25 protein-coding genes are annotated in these 26,180 nt (G+C 66.8%); 2 read left to right on the forward strand and 23 right to left on the reverse strand.

The features are described 5' to 3' along the window. Window positions 1-13: 13 nt before the first annotated feature. The 13 genes from ACWMMN_RS09385 to ndk all read right to left on the reverse strand — a co-directional run bounded on the left by ACWMMN_RS09385 (window position 14) and on the right by ndk (window position 13,219). Window positions 14-205, reverse strand: a complete 192-nt coding sequence (locus tag ACWMMN_RS09385; RefSeq protein WP_009687995.1) for a DUF2065 domain-containing protein — start codon at window positions 203-205, stop codon at window positions 14-16. Between the two features lie 36 nt (window positions 206-241). Beyond that, on the reverse strand, window positions 242-1,141 hold the full coding sequence (gene hflC / locus ACWMMN_RS09390) for a protease modulator HflC (RefSeq protein ID WP_174994117.1): 900 nt from the start codon (window positions 1,139-1,141) through the stop codon (window positions 242-244). 15 nt (window positions 1,142-1,156) lie between these two features. Continuing rightward, window positions 1,157-2,509 (reverse strand): FtsH protease activity modulator HflK, encoded by a 1,353-nt coding sequence (gene hflK / locus ACWMMN_RS09395; protein ID WP_486422610.1) that lies wholly within the window; start codon window positions 2,507-2,509, stop codon window positions 1,157-1,159. Window positions 2,510-2,556: 47 nt separating this feature from the next. Beyond that, window positions 2,557-3,732: a GTPase HflX gene (gene hflX, locus ACWMMN_RS09400; RefSeq protein ID WP_174994142.1), complete on the reverse strand. Its 1,176-nt coding sequence runs from the start codon at window positions 3,730-3,732 to the stop codon at window positions 2,557-2,559. A gap of 72 nt (window positions 3,733-3,804) precedes the next feature. Beyond that, window positions 3,805-4,047 carry an RNA chaperone Hfq gene (hfq, locus tag ACWMMN_RS09405; RefSeq protein ID WP_006754897.1) on the reverse strand — a complete coding sequence of 81 codons (243 nt, stop codon included), beginning with the start codon at window positions 4,045-4,047 and terminating at the stop codon, window positions 3,805-3,807. Window positions 4,048-4,188: 141 nt separating this feature from the next. Further along, window positions 4,189-5,526 carry a ribosome biogenesis GTPase Der gene (gene der / locus ACWMMN_RS09410; protein ID WP_059234015.1) on the reverse strand — a complete coding sequence of 446 codons (1,338 nt, stop codon included), beginning with the start codon at window positions 5,524-5,526 and terminating at the stop codon, window positions 4,189-4,191. Between the two features lie 249 nt (window positions 5,527-5,775). After that, entirely contained in the window at window positions 5,776-6,921 is a 1,146-nt protein-coding gene (bamB, locus tag ACWMMN_RS09415) for an outer membrane protein assembly factor BamB (RefSeq protein ID WP_059234014.1), read from the reverse strand. A 41-nt stretch (window positions 6,922-6,962) separates the two neighbouring features. Beyond that, complete coding sequence (locus tag ACWMMN_RS09420; protein WP_486422611.1) at window positions 6,963-7,592, reverse strand: tetratricopeptide repeat protein; 630 nt, start codon at window positions 7,590-7,592, stop codon at window positions 6,963-6,965. A gap of 55 nt (window positions 7,593-7,647) precedes the next feature. Beyond that, the gene (gene hisS, locus ACWMMN_RS09425) at window positions 7,648-8,988 is read right to left on the reverse strand and encodes a histidine--tRNA ligase (protein ID WP_059234012.1); all 1,341 of its coding nucleotides are present in this window, start codon (window positions 8,986-8,988) and stop codon (window positions 7,648-7,650) included. 20 nt (window positions 8,989-9,008) lie between these two features. Continuing rightward, window positions 9,009-10,313: a flavodoxin-dependent (E)-4-hydroxy-3-methylbut-2-enyl-diphosphate synthase gene (ispG, locus tag ACWMMN_RS09430; protein WP_059236726.1), complete on the reverse strand. Its 1,305-nt coding sequence runs from the start codon at window positions 10,311-10,313 to the stop codon at window positions 9,009-9,011. Window positions 10,314-10,425: 112 nt separating this feature from the next. Next, window positions 10,426-11,448 carry a helix-turn-helix domain-containing protein gene (locus ACWMMN_RS09435; protein ID WP_174994119.1) on the reverse strand — a complete coding sequence of 341 codons (1,023 nt, stop codon included), beginning with the start codon at window positions 11,446-11,448 and terminating at the stop codon, window positions 10,426-10,428. Between the two features lie 150 nt (window positions 11,449-11,598). Further along, the gene (gene rlmN / locus ACWMMN_RS09440) at window positions 11,599-12,738 is read right to left on the reverse strand and encodes a dual-specificity RNA methyltransferase RlmN (RefSeq protein ID WP_011549686.1); all 1,140 of its coding nucleotides are present in this window, start codon (window positions 12,736-12,738) and stop codon (window positions 11,599-11,601) included. A gap of 55 nt (window positions 12,739-12,793) precedes the next feature. Further along, window positions 12,794-13,219: a nucleoside-diphosphate kinase gene (gene ndk / locus ACWMMN_RS09445; protein ID WP_017332230.1), complete on the reverse strand. Its 426-nt coding sequence runs from the start codon at window positions 13,217-13,219 to the stop codon at window positions 12,794-12,796. 249 nt (window positions 13,220-13,468) lie between these two features. On the opposite strand from ndk, the gene ACWMMN_RS09450 reads away from it, so the two are divergent. Further along, on the forward strand, window positions 13,469-14,167 hold the full coding sequence (locus ACWMMN_RS09450; protein ID WP_006761414.1) for a Bax inhibitor-1/YccA family protein: 699 nt from the start codon (window positions 13,469-13,471) through the stop codon (window positions 14,165-14,167). Between the two features lie 63 nt (window positions 14,168-14,230). Here the strand turns inward: ACWMMN_RS09450 and rlmD are convergent, their stop codons facing one another. Continuing rightward, window positions 14,231-15,628: a 23S rRNA (uracil(1939)-C(5))-methyltransferase RlmD gene (rlmD, locus tag ACWMMN_RS09455; protein ID WP_256084957.1), complete on the reverse strand. Its 1,398-nt coding sequence runs from the start codon at window positions 15,626-15,628 to the stop codon at window positions 14,231-14,233. Between the two features lie 220 nt (window positions 15,629-15,848). On the opposite strand from rlmD, the gene ACWMMN_RS09460 reads away from it, so the two are divergent. Then, window positions 15,849-16,703 carry an endonuclease/exonuclease/phosphatase family protein gene (locus ACWMMN_RS09460; RefSeq protein WP_059234008.1) on the forward strand — a complete coding sequence of 285 codons (855 nt, stop codon included), beginning with the start codon at window positions 15,849-15,851 and terminating at the stop codon, window positions 16,701-16,703. Window positions 16,704-16,733: 30 nt separating this feature from the next. Here the strand turns inward: ACWMMN_RS09460 and ACWMMN_RS09465 are convergent, their stop codons facing one another. From ACWMMN_RS09465 to ACWMMN_RS09505, 9 genes are all read right to left on the reverse strand, one after another. Continuing rightward, window positions 16,734-17,510, reverse strand: coding sequence for a 3'-5' exonuclease (locus tag ACWMMN_RS09465; RefSeq protein ID WP_059234007.1), 777 nt, complete (start codon window positions 17,508-17,510; stop codon window positions 16,734-16,736). Window positions 17,511-17,513: 3 nt separating this feature from the next. After that, the gene (rpoS, locus tag ACWMMN_RS09470; protein ID WP_059234006.1) at window positions 17,514-18,608 is read right to left on the reverse strand and encodes an RNA polymerase sigma factor RpoS; all 1,095 of its coding nucleotides are present in this window, start codon (window positions 18,606-18,608) and stop codon (window positions 17,514-17,516) included. 11 nt (window positions 18,609-18,619) lie between these two features. Continuing rightward, window positions 18,620-19,510 carry a peptidoglycan DD-metalloendopeptidase family protein gene (locus ACWMMN_RS09475; RefSeq protein WP_174994122.1) on the reverse strand — a complete coding sequence of 297 codons (891 nt, stop codon included), beginning with the start codon at window positions 19,508-19,510 and terminating at the stop codon, window positions 18,620-18,622. A 5-nt stretch (window positions 19,511-19,515) separates the two neighbouring features. Continuing rightward, entirely contained in the window at window positions 19,516-20,448 is a 933-nt protein-coding gene (locus tag ACWMMN_RS09480; protein ID WP_059236724.1) for a protein-L-isoaspartate(D-aspartate) O-methyltransferase, read from the reverse strand. Further along, entirely contained in the window at window positions 20,445-21,206 is a 762-nt protein-coding gene (gene surE / locus ACWMMN_RS09485) for a 5'/3'-nucleotidase SurE (RefSeq protein ID WP_059234004.1), read from the reverse strand. Before surE ends, ACWMMN_RS09480 begins: the two co-directional genes overlap by 4 nt. 208 nt (window positions 21,207-21,414) lie before the next feature. Beyond that, window positions 21,415-22,620 (reverse strand): CaiB/BaiF CoA transferase family protein, encoded by a 1,206-nt coding sequence (locus ACWMMN_RS09490; RefSeq protein ID WP_006496407.1) that lies wholly within the window; start codon window positions 22,618-22,620, stop codon window positions 21,415-21,417. Between the two features lie 48 nt (window positions 22,621-22,668). Further along, a complete protein-coding gene (recR, locus tag ACWMMN_RS09495; RefSeq protein ID WP_034181272.1) occupies window positions 22,669-23,265 on the reverse strand; it encodes a recombination mediator RecR in 597 nt (198 codons plus the stop codon). Window positions 23,266-23,296: 31 nt separating this feature from the next. After that, window positions 23,297-23,623 carry a YbaB/EbfC family nucleoid-associated protein gene (locus ACWMMN_RS09500; protein WP_014896896.1) on the reverse strand — a complete coding sequence of 109 codons (327 nt, stop codon included), beginning with the start codon at window positions 23,621-23,623 and terminating at the stop codon, window positions 23,297-23,299. A gap of 94 nt (window positions 23,624-23,717) precedes the next feature. Then, the gene (locus tag ACWMMN_RS09505; RefSeq protein ID WP_486422612.1) at window positions 23,718-26,084 is read right to left on the reverse strand and encodes a DNA polymerase III subunit gamma/tau; all 2,367 of its coding nucleotides are present in this window, start codon (window positions 26,082-26,084) and stop codon (window positions 23,718-23,720) included. Window positions 26,085-26,180: the final 96 nt, after the last annotated feature.

Below are 26,180 nucleotides of genomic sequence, written 5' to 3' on the forward strand. Positions count from 1 at the left end.
TGCGCCTTCCGGATCAGGTGGCGAGCAGCAGCAGCACGAGCCCGAGCGCCATCACGATCAGCCCGCCGATCCGGATATGATGCGGCGGCCGCTCAGCTATTCTACGAAACGTGTCGCGCCAGGCGACGGGAAACACGAAGGGGAACGCCCCCTCGATGATCAGCATCAGCGCTACTGCGAGCAACAACGAGCCAGCCAGGTCCATGCGAGCGACGGCGCCGCTCGACGCGGCGCCCCAAGGTCAATGTTTGCGGGGAGCAGGTGCCGCCGGTGCGGCACCGCCCGTCGGGCTGCGCATGAAGCGGAAGAACTCGCTGTCAGGATCGACGACGATGATGTCGTTGCGCTTGAACGTGTTCCGGTAGGCCTGCAGGCTCGCGTAGAACTGATAGAACTGCGGATCGCGGCCAAACGCATCGGCGGCAATCGTCGCGGCCTTCGCGTCGCCCTCGCCCTTGATCGTCTGGGCGGACTTGTACGCGTTCGCGAGCACGGCCTGCTGTTCGCGTTCGGCGTCGGCCTTGATCTGCTCGACGTCGGACGCACCTTGCGCGCGCACCTGTGCAGCCTGATCGCGCAACGCGCCGATCATCCGTTGGTAGACGGCATCCGTCTGCGCGGCCGGCAGGTCGACGCGCGTCAGCTGGACGTCGACCACATCGACGCCGAAACCGGACGCTTTCGCCTTCGCCGCATCGCGGGCCGCATCGGCGATCGCGCGCTGGCCACCGAGCGCATCGTCGAGCGCGCGCGTACCGAACGCGTCGCCGAGCGCACTCTTCAGCGCGCCGGACAGCCGTTCGGTCGCCGCCGCCGGGTCGCCGCCCGTCGCGGTGAAATACTTCATCGGATCGCTGATCCGGTACTTCGCCGCATACGCGACGAGCAGGTCGTGCTTGTCTTCGGTTGCCAGTTGCAGCGGATCGGACGACTCGAGCGACTGCAGGCGCGTGTCGATCAGCGTGGCCGTCTGCAGCGGCGGCGGCAGCTTGAAATGGATGCCGGGGCCTGCGAGCTCGGGCTGCGCGCCGTCGCGGCCCGACAGCACGGCCGTATGGCGCGGATCGACGGTCAGGACCGTCGACGACGCCGCGAAGGCAACGATCACGATTGCGACGACGAGCGCAATGATTCGGTTCATGTTCTGCGCTCCCCGTTACTTCGTATCGTCTTCGCGCGACCGGCTGCGAAACGCTTCACGCGATCGCAGCACATCGACGCCCGATGCCGCGGCGGCCGGTGCGGCGCTCGCGGGCACGGCTGCGGCTGCGGCTGCCGCCGGCGCCACGGCCGCCGGTGCCGACGCCGCGTCGGGCGCGGACGCGCCGGTCGACGCTGCGGCGTTTTGCCGCCCCTGCTCGACGAGCTTGTCGAGCGGCAGGTACACGACGCTGTTGCCGCCCTTGTTGCCGACGAACACCTTCGTCGCGTTCGAATAGATTTCCTGCATCGTCTCGAGGTACATCCGCTCGCGGATCACCGCGGGCGCCTTCGAGTACTGCGCGTAGACCTGCTTGAAGCGGTCGGCGTCGCCTTCGGCCTGCGTGACCACGCGATCGGCGTAGGCCTTCGCTTCGTCGACGAGCTTCGCGGCATCGCCCTGCGCCTTCGGCAACAGATCGCTTGCATACGCCTGCGCGGCACGCTTGGCGGCCTCGCGCTCGTCGCGCGCCTTCGCGACTTCGGCGTAGGCGGCCTGCGTCTGCTCCGGCGCCGCGACGCTCTGCATCGTGACGGCCGTCACTTCGAGGCCCGACTGGTAGCGGTCGAGATCGCGCTGGATCGCGGTGGAAAGCTGCTCGCGCAGCGCGTCGCGGTCCTGGTTCAGCATGTCGGCCGCGCTGCGCGTGCCGACGATCGCGCGCACCGCGGCCTGCGCGGCCTGCGACACGCTGCGTTCGGGATCGATGCTGCGGAACAGGTAGTCGGTGGCCGAACGGATCCGGTACTGGACGATGAAGCGCACGTCGACGATGTCGGCGTCGCGCGTCAGCATCGCGGCTTCCTTCACGTTCGCGAGACGCACGACATTGTTGCGGCCGATCTCGATCGAGCGGACCTGCGACGTGTCGACGATCTCGTGCGACGCGAACGGATACGGCGCGCGCCAGTGCACGCCCTGGCCGACCGTGCCCGACAGCTTGCCGAGCTGCAGCACGACGCCTGTCTGGCCCTCCTGCACGACGAACAGCCCGCTGCCTGCATAGACTGCGACCAGCACGCCGATCACAATGCCGACGCCGACGCGTGCAGCCCGCCCGTTGTCAGGACGGAAGCCGTTGCCGCCCTTGCCGCCGAAAAGGCCGCTCAGGCGCCGGTTGAAGTTGCGCCACATCTCGTCGAGATCGGGCGGACCATCGCCGTCGCCGCCTTGCGGACGCTTCGATTCGTTCGGACGCGGACGGGATCCGTCCTTGCCATTGCCTTCGCCGCGTCCCCAGCGGGGATCGTTGATCGACAGCAAGGCGCGCATCCGCCGCCAGGTACTCCGCTCGTTGTATTCGTTCACCAGAGTTTGTTCACCAGATAAGACGCCGGCGAACCGGCCGGGACCGGTTAGCGCCCGTGTTCGGAAATCGTGTGGTCTTCGTGTGGTTCTGCGGGTGCGCCGTCGAGCGCGCCGCTGGGTAACGTCGCACTGGAGAGGTGTTCCGCGGAGGCGATTTCGGCGATGGCGGCACGCAACGTATCAAGACCCTGACCGGTGCGCGCGCTCAAAAAGACGCGCGAAATATTACCATATTCGTCCCGCTCGACCGCGTCGCCGCGGGCCGCCAGCTCGGGCACGGCGTCGATCTTGTTGAACACCAGCACCTGCCGGATCGTGTCCGCGCCGATCTCGTGCAGCACGCCGTTGACCTGCTCGATCTGCTCGAGCCTGACCGCGCTCGACGCATCGACCACATGCAGCAGCAGATCCGCGTGGATCGTTTCCTCGAGGGTCGCGCGGAAGGCCGCGACGAGCTGGTGAGGCAGCTCGCGGATGAACCCGACCGTATCGGACACGACGATCTGGCCGACCTCGTCGCCGAGGTACACGCGCCGCGACGTCGTATCGAGCGTGGCGAACAGCTGGTCGGCCGCGTAAGCCTGTGCTTTCGTCAGCGCATTGAACAGCGTCGACTTGCCTGCGTTCGTATAGCCGACGAGCGACACCGACATCGTGCCGCTGCGCGCGCGCTGCCGACGCTGCGTGCTGTGCTGCCGGCGCAGCCGGTCGAGCCGCGACTTCAGCATCTTGATGCGCTCGCCGATCAGCCGGCGGTCGGTTTCGAGCTGCGTTTCGCCGGGGCCGCGCAGGCCGATACCGCCCTTCTGCCGTTCAAGGTGGGTCCATGCACGAATGAGCCGCGTCGACAGGTATTGCAGCTGCGCGAGTTCGACCTGCAGCTTGCCTTCGTGGCTGCGGGCGCGCTGCGCGAAGATATCGAGGATGAGGCTCGTGCGATCGACCACACGCCTGTTAAGTGCCTGCTCCAGATTGCGTTGCTGGGCCGGCGCCAGGGCGTGGTTGAAGATGACGATTTCGACGTTGTGCGCGTCGCACGCAAGCCGTAGTTCTTCGGCTTTGCCGCTGCCGATGAACATCTTGGCATCGGGACTGGCGCGACGACCCGTGAGGGTGACGGCGGGACGGGCCCCCGCGCTGGAGGCGAGAAGACTGAGTTCTTCGAGACTGGCTTCGAAATCGGTCTTGCCGAAATCGATGCCGACGAGCGCTGCGTTGATCAAATTATCGGGTGTCAAGATAAGGCGGCTGGCATCGGTCGCTCGCGGCGACCGGATGCCGGCCGCTGCGATAGGTTAGGACGTGGTGGCTTCCGCGTCCGGGTGGAAATTCACCGGACGCGCCGGCACGACCGTCGAGATGGCGTGCTTGTAGACCATCTGGGTCACCGTATTACGGAGCAACACGACGTACTGGTCGAACGATTCAATGTTCCCTTGAAGCTTGATGCCGTTGACGAGGTAGATCGAAACGGGAACGTGCTCTTTGCGCAGTGCGTTCAAAAACGGGTCTTGTAACAATTGCCCTTTGTTGCTCATGGCGTACTCCATCTTTTTTTGCAGGTTGATCTGGATTGGCGGCGAAGAAAAAGAGATCCGGCGCCAATCGCTACACTATAGCCGATTTTGCCTGCCCCGCCCGGGGCGTAGGCCTTGCGGCCTACCCTTGCGGGGCGTGCTTCAGCCCTTGTCCGCGTACGGGTTGTTCGACGAACGGAACTCTATGCGCAATGGAGTCCCGGTCAGCGAGAAAGTTTCGCGGAACCGGTTTTCGAGGTAGCGTTTGTAGGTTTCCGTGACCGCGTCGAGCGCGTTGCCGTGGATGACGATCAGCGGCGGATTCTGGCCGCCCTGGTGCGCATAGCGCAGCTTCGGACGCACCGGGCCGCGACGGCGCGGCTGCTGGAATTCGACGGCCTCGATCAGCGCGCGCGTGAGCTTCGGCGTCGGCAGCTTCGCCATCGCCGCTGCGTACGCGTCATCAACCGAGCGCATCAGCGCGCCAATGCCCGTCTTCTTCGCAGCCGAAATGAAGTGCGACTTCGCGAAGTCGAGGAATTTCAGCTTGCGGGTCAAATCCGCTTTCGCGCGGTCGCGCGCGTGTTCGTCGAGACCGTCCCACTTGTTGACGCCGATCACGAGCGCACGGCCCTGCTCGACGACGAAGCCGGCGATGTGCGCGTCCTGGTCCGAAATATCCTGCTGCGCATCCAGCAGAAGAATGACGACGTTCGCATCGGAGATCGACTGCAGCGTCTTCACCACCGAGAACTTCTCGATCGCCTCGAACACCTTGCCGCGACGCCGCAGGCCGGCCGTGTCGATCAGCGTGTATTTCTTGCCGTTACGTTCGAAGTCGACGTAGATCGAATCGCGCGTCGTACCCGGCATGTCGAACGCGATCACGCGATCCTCGCCGATCAGCGCGTTCACGAGCGTCGACTTGCCGACGTTCGGACGGCCGACGATCGCGATCTTGATGCCGCGCGACGGGTCGTTCTCGTCCTCTTCCTCCGGGCGGTCGGCGTAAGCAACCTCCAGCGCCTCGTTGATCATGTCGGTCACGCCGTCGCCGTGCGCGGCCGAAATCGCGCGCGGGTCGCCGAGCCCGAGCTCGTAGAAGTCGGCCGCGACCGACGTGTACTTCATCCCCTCGGCCTTGTTGACGACGAGGAAGATCGGCCGGCCGGTCTTGCGCAGGTAGTCGGCGATCGACTTGTCCTGCGGCGCGAGCCCGTTGCGGCCGTCGACGATGAAGACGACGATGTCGGCTTCCTCGACGGCCTGCCGCGTCTGGCGCGCCATTTCGTGCAGGATGCCGTCCTTCGCGACGGGTTCGAAGCCGCCCGTATCGACGACCAGGTACGGGCGTTCGCCGACGCGCCCTTCGCCGTAATGGCGATCGCGCGTCAGGCCCGGCAAGTCGGCGACCAGCGCATCGCGCGAACGCGTGAGCCGGTTGAACAGCGTGGATTTCCCCACATTGGGGCGCCCAACGAGGGCAATGACCGGTTTCATCTGTGTTTTCTACGGTGAAGCGCAGCAGCGGGAGGCCCGCTGCTGCGGGCGGCTGCGCTGAATGAAAATATCACGAATTCGCGCCGCCTCGGATGCGCGCGCCCGGCGCGCGTTGCGCGCCGTCGTCTTTCGTCTCGAACTGCCTTTCAAATACCGAGCGGCCGGGAACACCGGCCGCCCTCATGCTGCACGGCCGGGGCGCGCGGGACAAGCCCGCCGCGCCCCGGCCGCACCTGTTTTTCCTGCGCGTCAGCGCGGACGGAACCCGTACAGGCCGCCGTCCTTCGTCTGCACCACGAGCGTATTGCCCGCGAGGACCGGCGCCGCTGCAATCGCGCTGCCGTCGGTCTTCATCCGGGCGATGAAGCTGCCGTCTTCGCGCGACAGGAAGTGCACGAAGCCCTTGTAATCGCCCATCACGACCGCGTGCCCGAGCAGGTACGGCACGCCGACGTCACGGCTCTTCAGCTTGTCGTTGCGCCACAGCTGGTTGCCCGAGGCCGCGTCGTACGCGGTCACGACCGACCAGTCGTCGCCGCCGGCGACCACCGAATCGTCCTGGGCGAGACCGCTGCGGCTCGAGAACGGCTTTTCCCACAGCGCACGGCCCGAGTTCGCATCGAAGCAGCCGAGCTGACCCTGGAACGTCACCGCGCAGGCTTCCGCACCCACGAGCGTCGGCGGGCCGCTGACATCATTGATGCGCTCGACCTCGGTCACGCCCTTCGGGAACGACACCGGGGTCTGCCAGAACGGCTCGCCCGTCTGCAGGTTGATCGCAACGAGACCGCCGCCCGGGAAGCCTGCCAGCACGGCCGCATCCCCCGCGAACGTCATGCCGGCCGACACGCGCAGATTCAGCGGCACCGCACGGTTGCGGTAGTTCCACTTCTGTTCGCCCGTCTGCGCGTTGAACGCGATCACCTGGCCGTCGATCGTGCGGACGACCACGAGGCCGTTGCCGACGAGCGGCGGCGAGAAGATCTCGCCCTGCACTGCCGTCTTCCACAGTTGCTTGCCGTCCGGGCCCAGCACGAACACACCGCCCTTCAGTGCGCCGACCGCGGTCAGGTTGCCGTCGCTGCCGACACCGGCCGACAGGTCCGAACCGACCTTCGAGCGCCAGATGGTCTGGCCCGTCTTCGCATCGATCTTCTCGACCGAACCGTTTTCGCCCGCAGCAAAGACGGCGTCGCCCACGGCCACCGGCGAGAACAGGTAGCGCCCACCCTTGCCGACGCTCGCCTTCCAGACCTGTTGCACGTCCATGACGGGCTTGAACTCGGTGAGCGGCGTCGGCACGCGGCGCGCGTCCTTCGACGACGAGCAGGCCGCCAAAGCGAGGACAGCCGCCGCGCAGGCAACGGGCACAGCGTAACGTTTCAGCAAATTCATCGGTTAGCGAAGCAGAGTTAAGAGGTTGAGGGGACCGGGGGTCAGCCGCCGAGCGCGTCCAGCTTGAACTGCACGAGCTGGCGCGCAGACTGGTCGTCCTTCGACAGGCCGTCGAGTGCGAGCTTGTAAGCGGCGCGCGCATCGTCGGTCTTGCCTTGCGCAGCCAGCAGATCGCCACGACGATCGGCCACGAGGCCCTTGAATGCATCGACCGTCGCACCCGACAGCAGCGCGAGGCCCGCGTCGTACGCCTTTTCGTCGAGCAGCAGCGACGCGAGACGCAGCTTCGCGATCTGCTTGTACTCGTCGTCCTTGGCGTGATCGACGGCCCATTGCAGCTGCGCCTTCGCGCCTGCGGTGTCGCCGGCCGCATACAGCGTCTTCGCGGCCGCGAGCGCCGTCATCTGCGCATACGGCGTGCTGCCGAACTTGTCTTCCATGTCGCCGGCCGCGCGGGCCATCGTCGCCTTGTCGTTCGCGGCGGCGGCCTTCTGAACCTGCTCGTACAGCCCGGACGCCTCGGCGGCCTGACGGCGCTGCCAGTAGTTCCAGCCGTTGAAACCGGCCGCGACGACGAGCGCCGCGAGCACGATCCACGTGGTGAGGTCGCCCCAGCGGGCCCACCACGCCTTGAGACTTTCAATCGATTCTTGTTCGTCGTGATAACTCATCGGCGAGCGATTCCTTCCTGTTCAGGCTTTTCTTGTCGAGCGGATGCCAGCGCGATCAGTCGTCGCCGTCTTCGGCGGATGCAACCATCGCATTGATTAGGAATTCGGTCAAGCTTTCGACCGGTACGGTCTGCTGAACGTTCTTTTCCCCTTCCGCACCCGCACCGCGCAACGCTTTCACGCCCACCGTGCCGTTCGCGACCTCTTCTTCGCCGAAGATCACCGCGAACGCGGCGCCGCTTGCGTCGGCCCGCTTCATCTGCGACTTGAAGCTCGCCGTCGCGCCGTCGGCGCTGCAGTGGAAGATCACGTCGAGGCCCGTGTCGCGCAGGCGCTCGGCCGCGATGAACGCCTGTTCGCGCGCCGTGTCGCCCTGGTGCACGACGTACACGTCGACGCCTTCCTGCTCGGGTGCGAGATCCTCTTCCTTCAGCAGCTCGAGGATGCGCTCGATGCCCATCGCCCAGCCGCACGCGGCGGTCGGCTTGCCGCCGAGCTGCTCGATCAGCGGATCGTAGCGGCCGCCGGCCGCAACCGTGCCCTGCGCGCCGAGCTTGTCGGTCACCCACTCGAACACGGTCAGGTTGTAGTAATCGAGGCCGCGCACGAGACGCGGGTTGATCTTGAACGGAATGTTGTTCGCGAGCAGCAGGCGCTGCAGCCCTTCGAAGTGCGCGCGCGATTCTTCACCGAGGAAGTCGATCAGCTTCGGCGCGTTCTGCGCGATTTCCTGCAGCGCGGGATTCTTCGTGTCGAGCACGCGCAGCGGATTCGTATACAGACGGCGCTTGGCGTCCTCGTCGAGCACGTCGGCGAACTGCTCGAGGTACTTGATCAGCTCGACGCGGTGTGCGGCGCGCTCTTCGGCGAGGCCGAGCGAGTTGATCTCGAGCTTGATGCCGGTCAGGCCGAGGTCGTCCCACAGGCGCTGGCACATCATGATGATCTCGGCATCCGCATCGGGGCCCGCGAAGCCGAGCGCCTCGACGCCGACCTGGTGGAACTGGCGATAGCGGCCGCGCTGCGGACGCTCGTGACGGAACATCGGGCCGATGTACCACAGGCGCTTCGGGCCGTCGTACAGCATGTTGTGCTCGATCGACGCGCGCACGACGGCCGCGGTGTTTTCCGGGCGCATCGTCAGGTTCTCGCCGTTCAGCGCGTCGGTGAAGCTGTACATCTCCTTCTCGACGATGTCGGTGACTTCGCCGATGCCGCGCGTGAAGAGCTGCGTGTGTTCGACGATCGGCGTGCGGATGTTCTGGTAGCCGTACGCGCGCAGCAGCGATTTCACGGTAGCTTCGAAGAATTCCCACAGGCCGGCATCCTGCGGAAGGATGTCGTTCATGCCTTTGACGCCGGTGAGCTTCTCGATCTTGCGTTTCTGTTCAGTCATCGTTCGTGTGTGTGGACGAATTAGTTCAGGGCCTCGGTGCGGCCGTAATTGCGTGCGACGTAGTCGCTGACGATCTGCTGGAATTCCTCGGCGATCCGCTCGCCGCGCAGCGTCTTGACCTTCTCGCCGTCGATGAAGACGGGGGCGGCCGGGTTCTCGCCCGAACCCGGCAGGCTGATGCCGATGTTCGCGTGCTTCGATTCGCCCGGGCCGTTGACGATACAGCCCATCACCGCGACGTTCATCTTCTCGACGCCCGGATATTCCTTGCGCCAGACCGGCATCTGCTCGCGCAGGTAGGTCTGGATCTGCATCGCGAGTTCCTGGAACAGCGTGCTCGTCGTGCGGCCGCAGCCCGGGCACGCGATCACCATCGGCGCGAACGAGCGCAGGCCCATCGTTTGCAGGATTTCCTGGCCGACGATCACTTCACCCGTGCGCGATGCGCCCGGCTCCGGCGTCAGCGAGATGCGGATCGTGTCGCCGATCCCTTCCTGCAGCAGCACGCCGAGCGCGGCCGTCGATGCGACGATGCCCTTCGAGCCCATGCCGGCCTCGGTCAGCCCGAGGTGCAGCGCAAAGCCGCAGCGGCGGCCGAGCTCGCGGTACACGGCGATCAGGTCCTGCACGCCGCTGACCTTGCACGACAGCACGATGCGGTCGCGGCCGAGGCCGAGTTCGACCGCACGTTCGGCCGAGCCGATCGCCGACTGGATCAGCGCTTCATACATCACGCTTTGCGCGCCCCACGGCTGCGCACGCGCACCGTTCTCGTCCATCATGCGCGCGAGCAGGTCCTGGTCGAGGCTGCCCCAGTTCACGCCGATTCGCACGACCTTGTCGTATTTGGCCGCGGCCTCGATCATCAGCGCGAACTGCGTATCGCGTTTCGCGCCCTGGCCGACGTTACCCGGGTTGATCCGGTACTTCGACAGCGCTTCCGCGCAGCCCGGGTAATCGCGCAGCAGCAGGTGGCCGTTGTAGTGGAAATCGCCGACCAGCGGCACGGTCACGCCCATCCGGTCGAGCTGCTCGCGGATCGCCGGCACGGCGGCCGCGGCCTCGGGCGTGTTGACCGTGATGCGCACCAGTTCGGAGCCTGCGTTCGCGAGCTCCTTGATCTGGATCGCCGTGCCGATCGCGTCGGCCGTGTCGGTATTCGTCATCGACTGCACGCGCACCGGCGCGTCGCCGCCGATCGTCACGAGCTGCCCGCCCCAGCGGACATCCACCGCATGCGATACGCGGCGCGGCTGATGCCCGCCGAACACCGGCTCGGTTGAACAAATCTGACTGCTGCGTGGGGATTGAGCTTCGGATTGCATCGATAGATCCATTTACGCGGAATGCGCCGCGACGCGGCGCATGAATTGAAAAAGCGCCGTGCCCGCACGGCCTGCCGATATCGACGACAGGCCTTCGCCACGGCGCTTGACGTCAGGGCAACGTGAACCGTGCCACATTACCCCGCGCTGCCGAATATTTTGCCGGATCGACAGGTTTTCCGTCGAACGCGACTGCGTCGAGGCCTGCCTTGTTGCCGATCGTGACCTTGAACGGCCCGTCGCCGGCGACCTGCTTCGTTTCGCCGGCCCGCACCATCGCCGAGAACAGCTCCTTGCCGTTCTTGTCGCGCACGCTGAACCAGCAATCCTGCTTGACCTTCAGTTCGACCATCGACTGGCCTGCCGCGGCCACGACGCTCGCCGGCTGGGCCGGCGCGGCAGCGCTTGCCGCCGTCGTTGCCACGACGGGCTGCGACGCAGCAGCAGCCGCAACCGGCGCCACGGGCGCCGGGACAGCGGATGCAATCGCCTGCACCGCCGGGGCTGCCGAAGCGGCCGCCGGGGCCGGAACCTCATTGGCGGTGACAGCCGATGCGCCGCTCGAGGCAGCCTCTTCGACCGACGACGAGGATGCCGCCGACGCACTCGCGGCCGACGCGTGCTCCGTGTCGCCGCCCTTGAAGCGCGCGAGCAAGCTCGACGAATCGCCGCCAGTGTGCCACATCAGTACGGCGACCACCGCGACGACGACGATCGCCGTTCCCCACAGCCACGGATGGTGGCGCGACGAACCGCCCAGCGGAATCGACACGCGGCCGCGCGGCAGATCCGTCCCCGACGACGCGGGCATCGACAGATCGACTTCCGGCACCCCGCGCTCACGGCGCAGCGCCTGCGCGAACGGCTCCGGATCGACGCCGAGCATCTTCGCGTAACTGCGCACGACACCGAGCGCGAACGTCACACCGGGCAAATGGCTGATGTCGCCGGCCTCGAGTGCCCGGAGCTTCTGCGGTGCGACCTTGAGTCGCGCCGATACGTCGTCGACCGACCAGCCCTTCGTCTCCCGAAGCTGCGCCAGCCGGCTGCCGACCGCCGCCAGCGATTCCAGTCCCGCCGGTGCCGGCTTCGCGGCATTCGTCTCTGCGCCGTTAGTCGGCTGCGGCTCACTCATCCTTGTCCTCGCGTCGATTCTTCTTCACTGGCGGCCGCCGCCGGCTCCCGCCGGCCCGCGTCCGCAACTGTTCATACCATGCGCGGCGCCGAGGCGCCGCGACCGATCGCTATTCGCGTGCTGTACCGCCAAAAGGTTCGGGCATCCCCGTCAAACCGCCCGAACTTCGATGATTTTTCCTGCTGCGCCCGTTCGTTCCGCGAGGCGCGTGCGGTCCTTCACGGCGCCGGCCAACTGGCCGCACGCAGCGTCGATGTCGTCGCCGCGCGTCTTGCGCACGGTCGTGACGACACCCGCGTCGATGAGGACCTGTGCAAAACGCTTGATCTGCTCCGGCTTCGAGCGGATGAGGCCCGATTCCGGAAACGGATTGAACGGGATCAGGTTGAACTTGCACGGCACGTCGCGCGTGACGGCCAGCAGTTCGCGCGCATGCGCTTCGGTGTCGTTGACGCCGTCGAGCATGCAGTATTCGAAAGTGATGAAGTCGCGCGGCGCGACTTTCAGATAACGCTGGCACGCAGCCATCAGTTCGCGCAGCGGATACTTCTTGTTGAGCGGCACCAGCTCGTCGCGCAGCGCGTCGTTCGGCGCGTGCAGCGAAACGGCCAGCGCGACCGGCAGCTCGGCGCCGAGGCGGTCCATCATCGGCACCACGCCCGACGTGGACAGCGTGACGCGGCGGCGCGACAGGCCGTACGCGTTGTCGTCGAGCATCAGCCGCATCGCGGGCACGACCGCGCTGTAGTTCAGGAGCGGCTCGCCCATGCCCATCATCACCACGTTGGTGACGACCCGTTCGGCCTTGCCGTTCGGACCGGGCGCGCGGCCCAGCGACGCTCGCAATGCAAATTCGGCCATGCGGAGCTGGCCGATGATTTCGGCTGTCGACAGGTTGCGGGAAAAGCCCTGCTTGCCCGTCGAACAGAAGCGGCAGTTGACCGCGCACCCGGCCTGCGACGACACGCACAGCGTGCCGCGCGTTTCTTCCGGGATGAACACGGTTTCGACCGCATTGCCGTTTCCGACGTCGATCAGCCACTTGCGCGTGCCGTCGGTGGAAACGTGATCGCTGGCGATATCGGGCATCACGATCGATGCGCGGCCCTTGAGCTTTTCTCTCAGGGACTTCGCAAGATCGGTCATGCCGTCGAAATCGCCGGCGTTGTACTGGTGGATCCAGCGCTGCAACTGCTTGGCGCGGAACGGCTTCTCGCCAAGGCTGCCGCAGTACGCGACAAGACCCTCGGCATCGAAGTCGAGAAGATTGACGGAAGTTTCGCTCGTCATGATGTGCTGCCTTGCCGCGTGCGCTGAATCCGGCCTACTTGCTGTCAGCCAGGGCTTAACGCGAGTAAACGTTCATTTCCGGGAAGAAGAAAGCGACTTCGACCGCTGCCGTTTCAGCCGCGTCCGAGCCGTGCACCGCGTTCGCGTCGATGCTGTCGGCGAAATCGGCGCGGATCGTGCCCTTTTCTGCCTTCTTCGGATCCGTTGCGCCCATCAGGTCGCGGTTCTTCAGGATCGCGCCTTCACCTTCCAGGACCTGGATCATCACCGGGCCCGAGATCATGAAATCGACGAGGTCCTTGAAGAACGGACGTGCTGCGTGAACCGCGTAGAACTTCTCTGCGTCAGCGCGCGACAGGTGCGCCATGCGCGATGCGATGATCTTCAGGCCGGCGCCTTCGAAACGGCTGTAGATCTGGCCGATCACGTTCTTTGCCACCGCATCCGGCTTGATGATCGACAGGGTGCGCTCGATTGCCATAAAAACTCCAAAAAATTAAGAAGTTACAGGTTCAAATGAATCCGCTATTGTAGCACGATCCCGTGTATCATTGCGATTGAACCCTTACACGAATGAAAGGTTCAGAATCCATATGTTTTGTGCCGCACGGCCATTGAAACCTCCCGGCACGGAACGTATCTTAGCCATAGCTGCTCCGGTTTGCTGCGCCGCACACCGCGTGTGCCGAACCGGCCCCGGACGCCCACGCGTTCAATGTTAGGAGAAACCATGAACGACTATCCGTACAATTTCGGCCGCGGCGGTTCCGTCAGCACCGCCGAGGTTCGCAACCGCGTGCTGCGGAACACGTACTGGCTGCTCGCGCTATCGATGGTCCCGACCGTGCTGGGCGCCTGGGTCGGCGTCGCGACGGGCTTCTCGCTGTTCGCGGCCACGAGCCCGATGATGAGCCTGCTCGCATTCTTCGCGATCGCATTCGGCTTCATGTTCGCGATCGAGCGGACGAAAAACAGCGCGGCCGGCGTGTTCGTGCTGCTCGGCTTCACGTTCTTCATGGGCCTGATGCTGTCGCGGCTGCTGAGCTTCATCCTCGGCTTCTCGAACGGCCCGTCGCTGATCATGCTCGCGTTCGGCGGCACCGGCATCATCTTCGCCGCGATGGCAACGATCGCCACCGTCAGCAAGCGCGATTTCTCGGGTCTCGGCAAGTGGCTGTTCATGGGCGTGATCGTGATCCTGCTCGCCTCGGTCGCGAACATCTTCCTGCAGCTGCCGGCGCTGATGCTCACCGTGTCGGTGCTCGCAATCGCGATCTTCTCGGCCTACATGCTGTTCGACGTCCAGCGCGTCGTGAACGGCGGCGAGACGAACTACATCTCGGCCACGCTCGCGATCTACCTCGACCTGTACAACGTGTTCACGAACCTGCTTGCCCTGCTCGGCATCTTCGGCGGCAACCGCAACTGACGCTCGTCACGCCTCAAGAAAAAACCGGCCCTCGGGCCGGTTTTTTTACGTCCGCCGCCCGGCTCAGTCGCGCTCGAACAGCGCGATCGATTCGACGTGCGACGTATTCGGGAACATGTTGACGACACCGGCACCCTTGAGCCGGTAACCGGCCTCGTGCACGAGCAGGCCCGCGTCGCGCGCGAGCGTCGACGGGTTGCACGACACGTAGACGATCCGCTTCGGCAGCGGGCCTTCGCCGCTCTGCGCGATCTCGGCCAGCGCCTTCGACACCGCGAGCGCGCCTTCGCGCGGCGGGTCGATCAGGAACTTGTCGAAGGCGCCGAGCGCGCGCAGGTCGTCGCCCGTCACTTCGAACAGGTTCCGGCAGGCGAACGTCGTGTGGCCGTCGACACCGTTCTCGCGCGCATTCGCCAGCGCGCGCGTCGTCAGCGTGTCGCTGCCCTCGATGCCCATCACTTCCCGCGACAGCCGCGCGAGCGGCAGCGTGAAGTTGCCGATCCCGCAGAACAGGTCGAGCACGCGGTCGTCGCGCGACGGCGCGAGCAGGCGTAGCGCGCGGCCCACCAGCACGCGGTTGATCTGGTGATTGACCTGCGTGAAGTCGGTCGGCTTGAACGGCATGCGGATGCCGAATTCCGGCAGCGTGTAGTCGAGCGATACGTCGAGCGGGTAGAACGGCGTCACCGTGTCCGGGCCCTTCGGCTGCAGCCAGAACTGCACCTTGTGCTCGTCGGCGAACGCACGCAGCAGCGCTTCGTCGTCCGCGTTGATCGGCTCCAGCACGCGCAGCACGAGCGCCGTGACTTCCGAGCCGACCGCGAGTTCGATCTGCGGCATGCGATCGCGGATCGACAGCCCTTCGACGAGCCGGCGCAGCGGCACCAGCATCGCCGACACGTGCGGCGGCAACACTTCGCAGCTCGTCATGTCGGCAACATAGCTGCTCTTCTTCTCGTGGAAGCCGACCAGCACGCCGCCCTTCTTCGCCACGTTGCGCACGGTCAGGCGCGCACGATAGCGATAACCCCACGACGGGCCGTGGATCGGCGCGAACATCGTTTCCGCGCGCAGCTTCGCCAGGTGCCACAGGTTGTCCTCGAGCACACGCTGCTTGACCGCCACCTGCGCGCGCATGTCGAGATGCTGCATCGAGCAGCCGCCGCAGGTGCCGAAGAACTTGCATTTCGGCTGCGTGCGCATCACGCTCGGGCGCAGAATGTCGACAACCGTCGCCTGCTCGTAGCTGGGCTTGCGGCGGTAGCTCGAATAGGTCACGCGCTCACCCGGCAACGCGCCTTCGACGAAGATGACCTTGCCCGGCTCGCCGTCCTCGGTGATCGTGCGGCCGACACCGCGCGCTTCCATGTCGAGCGATTCGATCTCGAGAACCGGGGCGGGCCCGGGCGCGACGGGCGCATTTTTCGATTTGCGCGCAGAAGTGGGGACGGCTTCGGACACCAGCTTTTCCTGACAAACGTTGAAGAAGGCGAGATTGTAGACGACGCAGGCCCGTATCGCGCGCTTTGGATCGGGCAAGCGGCGACACTTGCGCATGGACGGCCCTGCGTGGCGCTCGCACGGCCGTTCACGCGACTTCGGGAGGCGCCCGCCCCGGCATGCCGCGGAACCGGCCGGGGCAAGCCCTCGGGCCCGCATCCGCCCGACAGGAGATTCGACCATGCGACTGATCGACTGGAACATCCAATGGGGTCGGGACGCGGACGGCATCGTCGACCTTTCCCGAACCGTCTCGACGATCCAGCGCCTCGGCGATTTCGACGTGCTGTGCCTGCAGGAGGTCACGCGCGGCTTCGGCGCGCTGCCCGGCGGCCCCGGCCCCGACCAGTTCGCCGAACTCGCGGCGCGGCTGCCCGGCTACACGATCATCGAAGCGATCGGCGCCGACTTGCCGGCGATCGAACCGGGCGCTCCGCGCCGCCAGTTCGGCAACGCGATCGCGACGCGGCTGCCGGCCGGACGCGTGCTGCGCCAGTTGCTGCCGTGGCCGGCCGACGCCGGCGCGCCGTCGATGCCGCGCGTCGCGCTCGACGTCGAGGTGCAGGCGCCGTTCGGGCCGTTGCGCGTGGTCACCACGCATCTGGAGTATTACTCGGCGCGCCAGCGGCTTGCGCAGGTCGGCGCGCTGCGCGACCGGCATCGCGAGGCCTGCGCGCACGCGGCATGCCCGGCGCCCGCCGAGACCGCCGAGGGGCCGTTCAGCGCGACCGGCCAGCCGCGCGATGCGATCGTCTGCGGCGATTTCAACAGCGCATTCGACAGCGATGCGTACCGGCGCTTCCTGGCGCCGATCGCCGACGCGCCGCGCTTCGTCGACGCCTGGGTCGCACGACACCCGGGCCGCACGCCGCCGCCGACGGCCGGCGTCTACGATACGGTGCAATGGTCGGAAGGGCCGCTCGCGTGCGACTTCGTGTTCGTGACCGACACGCTGCTGCCGCGCGTCATCCGCTGCGAGATCGACGGCGACGTGCGCGCGTCGGATCACCAGCCGGTGCTGCTCGAACTGGCCTGATCGCGCCGGTTGCGGCGCGGGCCGCCCGCGCTACGCGTCGAAGCCGGCCAGGTACTCGGCCCAGTGCGGCGCCGGTTCCAGCGCGAGCGCGTTCTTCACGATCAGGATCTCGTCCGCGTACTCGCTCGGCGTCAGGCCGCCGCGCATCAACTGGAACCGGCAGTACAGCAGGTAGGTGTTGACGACGTCGGTTTCGCAATAGTTGCGGATTTCGTCGATCCGGCCATCCCGGAACGCCGGCCACACCTGGCTGCCATCCATCCCGAGCTTGCCCGGGAAGCCGCACAGCTTCGCCAGCGCATCGAGCGGCGCATTTGCGCGCGCCTGATACATCGCGAGCACGTCCATCAGGTCGGTATGCCGCGAGTGATAGCGCGAGATGTAGTTGTTCCACTTGAATTCGCGGTCGTCCTCGCCGAGATCCCAGTAGCGGGTCGCGGGAATGCCGTGCACGAGCGCGCGGTAATGCAGCACCGGCAGATCGAAGCCGCCGCCGTTCCACGACACGAGCTGCGGTGTGTATTTCTCGATCACGCGGTAAAACGACTGGATCAGCGTCGCTTCGTTGTCCTGCGGCGTCCCGAGCGAGCGCACGCGAAAGCCGTTGTTGTCGCGGAACACGCACGAGATCGCCGCGATCCGCTGCAGGTGGTGCGGCAGGAAATCGCCGCCGGTCTTCTCGCGGCGCGCGGCGAACGCGTGTTCGGCCACCGCGGCATCGTCGAGCGTCGCAGGCAGGTCTTCCAGACGGCGAATGCCGTCGACATCGGGAATCGTCTCGATGTCAAAAACGAGAATCGGAGTCATCAGTTACAGAACGGCGTCCTTGCGCACGCCGTTGGAGGCAAAGAACCGCTTGAGGCGCACCAGCGCTTCCTGCTGGATCTGCCGCACGCGCTCGCGCGTGAGCCCCATCTCGTCGGCCAGTTCCTCGAGCGTCGCCGGTTCGATGTGGTTCAGGCCGAAGCGGCGCTCGATCACATGCCGGTGCTTGTCGGACAGCCGCGACAGCCACGCGCGCGTCAGCGTTTCGAGCTCGCGGTGCTGCACCTCGGCGTCGGGCGACTGGCTCTGGTCGTCGGGCAACAGGTCGAGCAGGCTGCTCGCGGGATCGAGATCGAGCGGCGCGTCGAGCGACGCCGTGTGTTCGTTGAGCGCGAGGATGTCGGTGACTTCCTCGGCGGTCTTGCCGGTGAGATAGGCGATATCGTCGATACTGGCTTCGCGGCGCTCGGCCGCCTCGCCCGTCGACATCGAATTCTTTTCGAGGTGGCGCTTCGCGCGCAGCACCTGGTTCAGTTCGCGGATCACGTGCACGGGCAGGCGCACCGTGCGGGCCTGGTTCATGATCGCCCGCTCGATGCTCTGCCGGATCCACCATGTCGCGTAGGTCGAGAAACGGAAACCGCGCGTCGGGTCGAATTTCTCGATCGCGTGCATCAGGCCGAGGTTACCCTCCTCGATCAGGTCGAGCAGCGGCACGCCGCGGTTCAGGTAACCCTTCGCGATGCTGACGACGAGACGCAGGTTGCGCTCGATCATCACCTGCCGGGCCTCGAATTCGCCGGCCTTCGCGAGGCGGGAATAGCGCTGCTCTTCCTCAACGGTCAGCAGCGGCTTCACGCTGATCCGGTTCAGGTAATGCTGAATCGTGTCGGCCGTGAGCTCGGCCTGCAGGATCGTGCGGAAATCGTCGACGTCGGGCGCTGCTTCCGAACGGCCTTCGCGCTCGTCGTCGCCACCGTCCGCGTCCGACTCGGCGTCACGTGCCTCGAGATCACGTTCGTTTTCCGCGACGTCGTCTTCGTCGTCCGTCGAAGCACCCGATCGCCCCACCGATGCTTGCGTGGCACGACTGATCTTCTCAGACTCGGCTTGCGGCTCGTGGCGCTTCGATTTCGGCATGGTCGTCTCGGTTATTGAGGCGGCAAATACTTCAGCGGATCGACAGGTTTACCCTGCCGGCGAACCTCGAAATGCAGCATCACGCGGTCGGCATCGCTGTTACCCATCTCGGCGATCTTCTGCCCCTTCGTTACCGCGTCCCCCTCTTTTACCATCAAAGCGCGATTGTGTGCATACGCCGTGAGGTAAGTTGCATCGTGTTTGATGATAATGAGGTTGCCGTAACCACGCAGGCCATTGCCGGAGTAAACGACACGGCCGTCCGCTGCCGCCTTCACGGTCTCGCCGGCCGTGCCGCCGATATTGACGCCCTTGTTCTTCGCGTCGTCGAACCCGTTCAGCACGGGCCCGCGCGCGGGCCACGCGAACGTCACGGGGCCGCTCGGGGCAGCCGCCGTATCGCTCGACCCGGTTGCCGCAGCCGGCGGCGTGGCGGCAAGTGCCGACGACGTGCCGGCGGCCGGCGTTGCCGGACCGCTGCTCAGCGGCGCGGTCGCCACCGCGGCACCCGCGATCGGCGCGGTAGCCGGTGCGCCCGCAACCGCAGCGCCGCCCGGCGGCGCCACGCGCAGCAACTGGTCGACTTCGATCTGGTTCGGGTTCGCCAGATTGTTCCACGTCGCGATGTCGCGATAGTTCTGCCCGTTCTCGAGCGCAATCCGGTACAGCGTGTCGCCCGGCTTCACACGGTAGAAGCCGGGGGGCGGCGGGCCGAGCGGCACCGCGGGCTGCGCGGCGGCGGTCGTGCCGAGCGAGCCGGAGCGATCGACGACGGGCGCGTTGTCGAGCCGCGTCGCACAGGCGGCCAGTAGCGTGGAGAACGCAGCCACACAGATCGCGCGCTGGGCGAGCGTGAGCGGTTCCCTGGATCGGTTGTTTTGCATCGCGCGCAACATACTCATCGGTTTCAAATCACTCCGGATTTTAAAGGGACAAAGAAAACGCGATCAAGCCGGGACTCTCGCCATTGCGCGTGCGCGACGCGCTCGACGAGCGTGAGCACCTGATGCTGCCCACTTTGCGCGCCGACCGGCGCGACGAGCCGCCCGCCGATCGCGAGCTGCTCGAGCAGCGCCTGTGGCACGTCGAGCCCAGCCGCCGCGATCACGATCGCGTCGAACGGGGCTGCGGACGGCAGACCGACACGCCCGTCGCCGTAGTGCAGACGGATGTTCGGCACGCGCAGCGGCCGCAGGTTCAGCTTCGCGCGCTCATAAAGCGGCTTGATGCGTTCAATCGAATACACGTCGCGTGCCACGTGGCTCAGCACGGCGGCCTGATAGCCGCAGCCCGTGCCGATCTCGAGCACGCGCTCGAGTGTGCGGCCGGCCATCGCGAGCTCGATCATGCGCGCGACAACCGACGGCTTGGAAATGGTTTGCTGGTGGCCGATCGGCAACGCCGAATCCTCGTAGGCCTGCGTCGCGAGCCCCGGATCCACGAACAGGTGGCGCGGCACCGCGGCCATCGCGTCCAGCACGCGCGCGTCGGTCACGCCGTTCGCGCGCAGGCGTTCGACCATCCGCTCGCGCACGCGTTCCGACGTGAGCGCGAACGCGCCGGCCGGCGCGACGCTCGGCGCAGCCGGTTTCGGCATCGCGGGCTTCAGCGCAGTCGGCTTCGGTGCCGTCGCGGGCTTCGCCGTGGCGGGACCGGGCAACGGCGAGCGCGCGGCAACGGGCTTCACCGCAACCGGTTTCAGCACGGCAGCCGGCTTGTCGGCAGCCTTCGACACCGCGACCGCCGCATGGCGTTCACCGGCCCGACCTTCCGATTTGCGTGGCGCTCGCTTGAGATCTTCGAGCGCGAGCGGGAACCGCTTCGCGCGCTCGCCGCTCATGAAGCCCGCCCTCCGGCGCGCGCCCATTCGCGCGTCGCGGGCAGCATCTGCGTATGCGTGAGGTCGAGCTGCAGCGGCGTGATCGACACGAAACCGTTTGCGACGGCGTGGAAATCGGTGCCGTCGCTCGCGTCCAGCGCCGCGCCCGCTGCGCCGATCCAGTAGATCGGTTCGCCGCGCGGGTCGGTCTGGCGAATCACCGGCTGCGACGGATGACGCTTGCCGAGACGCGTGACCTTCCAGCCCTTCAGCTCGTCGTACGGCAGGTTCGGAATATTGACGTTCAGCAGCGGGTTGCCCGCCAGCGGATGCGCGAGGTAGTGCTCGACGATCTCCGCGGCGACGCGCGCGGCGTCCGCCAGATGGGCCCAGCCCTTGTCGGCCAGCGAGAATGCAATGGCCGGCACGCCGAACATGATGCCTTCGGTGGCGGCTGCAACTGTCCCTGAATAGAGCGTGTCTTCGCCCATGTTCTGGCCGTTGTTGATCCCGGAAACGACGAGATCCGGCCGCGCATCGGCCATCCCCGTCAGCGCGACGTGCACCGAATCGGTCGGCGTGCCGTTCACGTAGAAGAAACCCGTACTCGCGGCGCGCTGCACCGACAGCGGCCGCGACAACGTGAGGGAATTCGACGCGCCGCTGCAGTTCTGCTCGGGCGCGATCACAGTGAGTTCGGCCACCGGCCGCAGCGCTTCGCTGAGCGCGGCGAGACCGGGGGCGAGATAGCCGTCGTCGTTGCTGAGTAGGATTCGCATCCGGCGATTGTAACCGAGGAAAGATGGCGCGAGAGCGACAGTCCGGCGGCCGCGAAAGGACGGGTGCGCGCATGCGCGCACGGTGCGCCGCCGCATGGCGCAGCGGCTTTCCGCCTGCTCGGGAAAACGCGGGGCCGCCCCGGGTTTTCCGCCTCGAAGGAAGTCCCGCCGGGGACCTGGCGCGAAGCAACAGCGCCCCGGGCTTCCCCTAGATCGCGCCCGCTTCTCGCAGTGCGGCAATCGCCTGCGCGTCGTAACCGAGGCCGCGCAGCACTTCGTCCGTGTGCTCGCCGAGTTCGGGCCCGAGCCAGCGCGTTTCGCCCGGCGTGTCCGACAGCTTCGGCGTGATGTTCGGCAGCGGGATGTCGGTGCCGTCGGCCAGCTTGAAACGCTGGATCATCTGGCGCGCGACGAACTGCGGATCGGTGAACATGTCGGCGGCGCTGTAGATGCGCCCGGCCGGCACGTCGGCCGCGTTGAGCACGACGAGCGCCTCGTCGATCGTGCGCGGCGCGAGCCATGCGGCGATCGCGTCGTCGATCTCCTGCGTGCGCGGCACGCGCCCGTCGTTTTGCGCGAGCGCGGGATCGTCGGCGAGGTCGTCGCGCTCGATCGCCTTCATCAGCCGCTTGAAGATCGGATCGCTGTTGCCGCCGATCACGATGCTGCCGTCGCGGCACGCGTAGGTATTCGACGGCACGATGCCCGGCAGCGACGCGCCGGTGCGCTCGCGCACCATCCCGTACACGCCGTATTCGGGCACCACGCTTTCCATCATGTTGAAGACGGCTTCATACAGCGCAACGTCGACCACCTGCCCCGCGCCGCCGTTGACCTTGCGGTGATGGAGCGCCATCAGCGCGCCGATCACGCCGTGCAGCGCGGCGATCGAATCGCCGATCGAGATGCCGATGCGCGGCGGCGGCAGATCGGGGTAGCCGGTGATGTGACGCAGCCCGCCCATCGATTCGGCAATCGCGCCGAAGCCGGGCCGGTCGCGATACGGGCCCGTCTGTCCGTAGCCGGACAGACGCACCATCACGAGGCCCGGATTGTCGGCGGACAGCACGTCGTAGCCGAGCCCGAGTTTTTCGAGCAGCCCCGGACGGAAGTTCTCGATCACGATGTCGGCCTCGCTCGCGAGCTGCCGCGCGATCGCCTTGCCGGCATCGGCTTTCAGGTTGAGCGTGACCGATTTCTTGTTGCGCGCCTGGACGGACCACCACAGCGACGTGCCGCCCTGCTCCGGGTGGAGCTTGCGCCACTTGCGCAGCGGGTCGCCGCCGTTCGGATCCTCGATCTTGATCACTTCCGCGCCGAATTCGGCGAACAGCCGCGACGCGAACGGCCCCGCGATCAGCGTTCCGAATTCGAGCACTTTGACGCCCGCGAGCGGGCCCTGGCTGGTGCTCATGTGTCTCCCTGGCATGAGGAACGGCGCCGCCGGCAGGCGGCGCCCGGCTTACATCGTGCGGCGATCGAGCATTGCACGGGCGATGGTGCCCGCGTCGACGTACTCGAGCTCGCCGCCCACCGGCACGCCGCGCGCGAGGCGCGTGACCGCAAGGCCGCGTGCCTTCAGCGTCTGGCCGAGGTAATGCGCGGTGGCTTCGCCTTCGTTCGTGAAGTTGGTCGCGAGCACGACCTCCTTGACGATGCCGTCGGACGCACGCCGCACGAGGCGGTCGAAATGGATTTCCTTCGGGCCGATTCCGTCGAGCGGGCTCAGCCGCCCCATCAGCACGAAATACAGCCCGCGGTACGTCATCGTCTGCTCGAGCATGATCTGGTCGGCAGGCGTTTCGACGACGCACAGCAGCGTCGGATCACGCTCCTCGTCGCTGCAGACCTCGCAGATTTGCGCTTCGGTGAACGTGTTGCACTTCTCGCAGTGCTGCAGGTGCTCGGTCGCGAACAACAGCGACCGGCCGAGCCGTTCCGCGCCTTCGCGGTCGTGCTGCATCAGGTGGACCGCCATGCGCTGTGCGGATTTCGGCCCGACGCCGGGCAGCACACGCAACGCTTCGACGAGAGCAGACAGGGCGGACGGCTGTTTCATACGGCAGCAGACAGTGGCAAGGACGTTACGCTCAGAACGGCAGCTTGAAGCCCGGGGGCAGCGGCAGGCCCGACGTCATGCCGCTCATCTTTTCCTGCGACGTCGCTTCGGCCTTGCGCACCGCGTCGTTGAACGCAGCGGCGACGAGATCCTCGAGCATGTCCTTGTCGTCCGCGAGCAGGCTCGGGTCGATCGCGACGCGGCGCACTTCGTTGCGGCACGTCATCGTCACCTTGACGAGGCCGGCACCCGACTGCCCTTCGACTTCGATCAGCGCAAGCTGCTCCTGCATCTTCTTCATGTTTTCCTGCATTTGCTGCGCTTGCTTCATCAGTCCGGCGAGGTTGCCTTTCAACATGGGAATACTCCTTCTTGATCGTGTGAAAACCGGCACGCGGCGCGTGCCGGTCAATGTGTGCGGGCGTGATTGTGCCTGTCCCGGGGCGGTCAGTTCAATGCAGCGTCGGCGGCACGCCGTCCGGCGCCGAATCGGCGAGCGGACGCACCGAGCCCTCGACGATGCGCGCACCGAAGTCGCGCACGAGCTGCTGGACGAACGGATCGCCGTGAATCTCCTGCTCGGCTTCGCGCTGGCGAGCCGCGCGCGCCGCCGCATCGAGCGCCGCCGCGGTACGCCGTGCGGGCCCGACCTCGACGGTCACCTCGACCGGCTTGCCGAGGGCATCGGCCAGTGCAGCCTTCAGCTTCGTCACCTGCGCGGCGTCCGCATACTGCGGCACCGGCACGGACAGTTTCAACGCGGTCGCGTCGACAGCCGTCAGTTCGCTGTTGAACGCGAGCTGGTACGCGACACCCTTCAGCGGCAACTGCGCGGCCAGCGCCGGCCATTCACCGTCGAAGCCGATCGGGTCGAGCGCGATCGCGGGCGGCAACGGGCGCGCGTCGACCGGCGCAGCCGGACGCGCTTCCGCAGGCTTCGGCGTCACGCGGACATCGTCGGGCCCGCTGTCGAATACCGGCACGAAGCCGTCGTCCGGCGCGCCGAACATCTCGTCGGCGCTGAGCGGCACGTAGTCGTCGGGCGGGATGTCTTCCCACGGCGGCGACGCCTGGCGCGAATCGGCTGCTTGCGGCGCACGGGCGGCAGCACGCGGCGTCGGCACCGGCACGGCGGGGCGCGGCGCAGCCGGTTTCTCGGCGGCCGGCGCGGCGGCCGGTTTCGGCGCGGCGCTCGCGCGCCCGCGGTCGGACGACACGCGCATCCCCGCATTGCGCAACACGTCGAGCGCGGCGGCGGCGCCGCCTGCACGCGACGCCGGGCGGGCTGCGGGTTCGGGCGGTGCAGCGCGCTGCACCGGCTCGGCTGATACGGCCGGTTCGTCGTTTCGCTGCGCGACGACAGCAGCGGCAGTCGCAGGCGGCTCGGGTTCCTTGCGGACGGGCGGCGGCAAGTCGCCTGCCGGTGCCGCTTGCGGCGCCTGAGGCGCCGCATCCGTTTCCGGTTGCGGCGTTTCGATAACGGGTGCATCGACCGGGGCCGGCGCGACTGCCTGGACAGCTGCCGGCTTCGCGACCGGCAGGCCTGCGTCATCGCCGGACTGCGCCGGTGCAGAACGCGCAACCGGCACAACCGGCACTGCAGCCTGCGGACGCGCTGCCTCGACCGGCGCAGCCGATACCGGCTTCGCCGCGGCAGCCGACGCCACGGCCGTGCGCGGGGCCGGCACGGCACGCGGCACGGACGGCTGCCCGCCCGGCGCACTGCCGGCAGCGACGGCCGGCTCGAACGCGAGCATCCGCAGCAGCGTCATCGTGAACCCGGCGTACTCGTCCGGCGCCAGGCCGAGCTCGGCGCGCCCGACCGTCGCGATCTGATAGAACAACTGAACCTGTTCGGGGCTCAAAGTCTCCGCGAAGCGGCGCAGGTCGGCCGCTTCCGGCCACTCGTCGAGCACCGAACCCGGCGCGAACTGGGCCCATGCGATCCGGTGCAGCAGGCTCGCGAGATCCTGCAGCGCGGTCGAGAACGACAGGCTGCGCAGCGACATTTCGTCGGCGATCGCGAGGATTTCGGGGCCGCCGCCGGCCGCGAGCGCGTCGAGCAGGCGCACCATGTAAGTCTGGTCGAGCGCGCCGAGCATGCCCGACACGGCCGATTCGGTCACTTCGTTCGCCGAATAGGCGATCGCCTGGTCGGTGAGCGACAGCGCATCGCGCATGCTGCCCTGCGCGGCACGCGCGAGCAGGCGCAACGCCTGCGGCTCGAACGTGATCTGCTCTTCGCCGAGGATCCGCTCCAGATGCGACACGATGTGCCCGGCCGGCATCTGCTTCAGGTTGAACTGCAGGCAGCGCGACAGCACGGTGACGGGAATTTTCTGCGGATCGGTCGTCGCGAGGATGAACTTGACGTGCGGCGGCGGCTCCTCGAGCGTCTTCAGCATCGCGTTGAACGCGTGGTTCGTCAGCATGTGCACTTCGTCGATCATGTAGACCTTGAAGCGCGCATCGACGGGCGCGTACACCGCGCGCTCGAGCAGCGCGGCCATCTCGTCGACACCGCGGTTGCTCGCGGCATCCATTTCGACGTAATCGACGAAACGGCCCTCGTCGATCTCGCGGCAGGCGCGGCACACGCCGCACGGCTGCGACGTGACGCCGGTTTCACAGTTGAGCGCCTTGGCGAAGATCCGCGACAGCGTCGTCTTGCCGACACCGCGGGTTCCGGTAAACAGATAGGCGTGATGGAGACGCCCGCCGTCGAGCGCGTGCGTGAGCGCCCTGACGACGTGCTCCTGGCCGACGAGCGAAGCGAAATCCTTCGGACGCCACTTGCGTGCGAGAACTTGATAGGTCATCGGGAAATTGTATCAGTAACGCTGCGTCGCGCCGACACGTGAAACGGTGCGGAACACGGGCAAAGTGCGGGGTCGAACGGAGTGCGATGCAGAAAT

This window comes from Burkholderia cepacia complex sp. TUM26381, from assembly GCF_057439935.1.